This is a genomic window from Paenibacillus sp. JT22N1, assembly GCF_059692155.1.
In genome coordinates this window covers 1-1,175 of record NZ_JCAUAW010000067.1, presented here as the reverse complement: position 1 = coordinate 1,175, position 1,175 = coordinate 1, and the positions used below count along the sequence as shown (strand labels likewise).

At 44.7% G+C, this 1,175-nt stretch carries 1 protein-coding gene; it reads left to right on the top strand.

Going from position 1 to position 1,175, the window contains the following annotated elements; all coding sequences use genetic code 11:
* Positions 1 to 243: 243 nt before the first annotated feature.
* The coding region (locus AC58UU_RS39895; RefSeq protein ID WP_497323039.1) for an IS110 family RNA-guided transposase at positions 244 to 1,175 on the top strand (932 nt) is incomplete at its 3' end.

Sequence of the window (1,175 nt, the reverse complement as noted above, 5' to 3'; positions counted from 1 at the left end):
TCGTATTATGAGGTCACCAGATCTTTCTGGTCGACCTCTTTTTTGTAAGGTCGTAAGATAGCGGTAGCCGGGGATCGAACGATTCTGCCCGTGGGACTTGGATCCCGAGAGCTATTCAGTTCATCCCCCCTACTTGTTCAACCATGGTTAGGCTGGTTGGGACATGAATCCCGTATCACATGCGATAGTGTGGAAGACAAGAAGGTTAGGGGTTGCCGGTGAAAATACTACAGGAGTGATGTTATGAATCCAGTCATTGGTTTGGATGTATCAAAGGGTGAGAGTCATGCACAAGCTTTTTTAGACCGTGGAGTACCTCATGGGAAGATCTTTAGGTTTAAGCATGATCTTGAAGGGTTAGCGTCTTTTCTAAATTATATGAGAGGAGTGGAATCAGCTGCAGGGATGCGTCCCTCCATTGTTATGGAAGCAACAGGCCATTATCATTGCCCCGTTGTTCAGTTTCTAGATGAGCACCAGTATTTGAACATCGTCATTAATCCTTTAATCTCACATAACGCCAAGAAAACCAATTTGCGACGGTTAAAGACGGATGCCGCAGATGCCCATCTATTAGGGACGCTGTACTATAAAGAAGAGTTTGAACCCTACAAAAAGCGGGGTCAGCATCTCATGAATTTACGCTATCTAACACGCCAACATGAATCTTTAACGGGTATGTATGTCCAAGTAAAACTACAGTTTCAGGCTATTCTGGATCAAGTTTTTCCCGAATATCATGGCGTGTTTGGTGACCTTTATTCAAAGGTTTCCCTTCGATTTCTGGCTTTACACCCAACGTCTAAAGAGGTCCTAGGAATGTCCGAGTTGGAGATTACAACTGCTATCGGGCGTCTTACAGGACGCAGCAGATCCATCTCATGGTGCTTGGAACGCGCTCAAATCCTAGGGGCTGCAGCAAAGCGAAATCCCTTTAAGGAGACGGCTTTTTCCAGCCATTTGATCTCCATGCAGCTGCTCATGGAATTACTTCTTCAATACCAAGAGCATCTAGCAACCCTTAATAAATCGTTAGATGCCTTAGCTGAAGAATTGCTTGAATATGATTTAATCCAATCGATACCCGGTATTGGCACTAAGATTGCTGCAACAATTTTAGCTGAGATCGGGGAAATCGATCGGTTTGATCACGCAAAGAAACTGGTGGCCTTTGC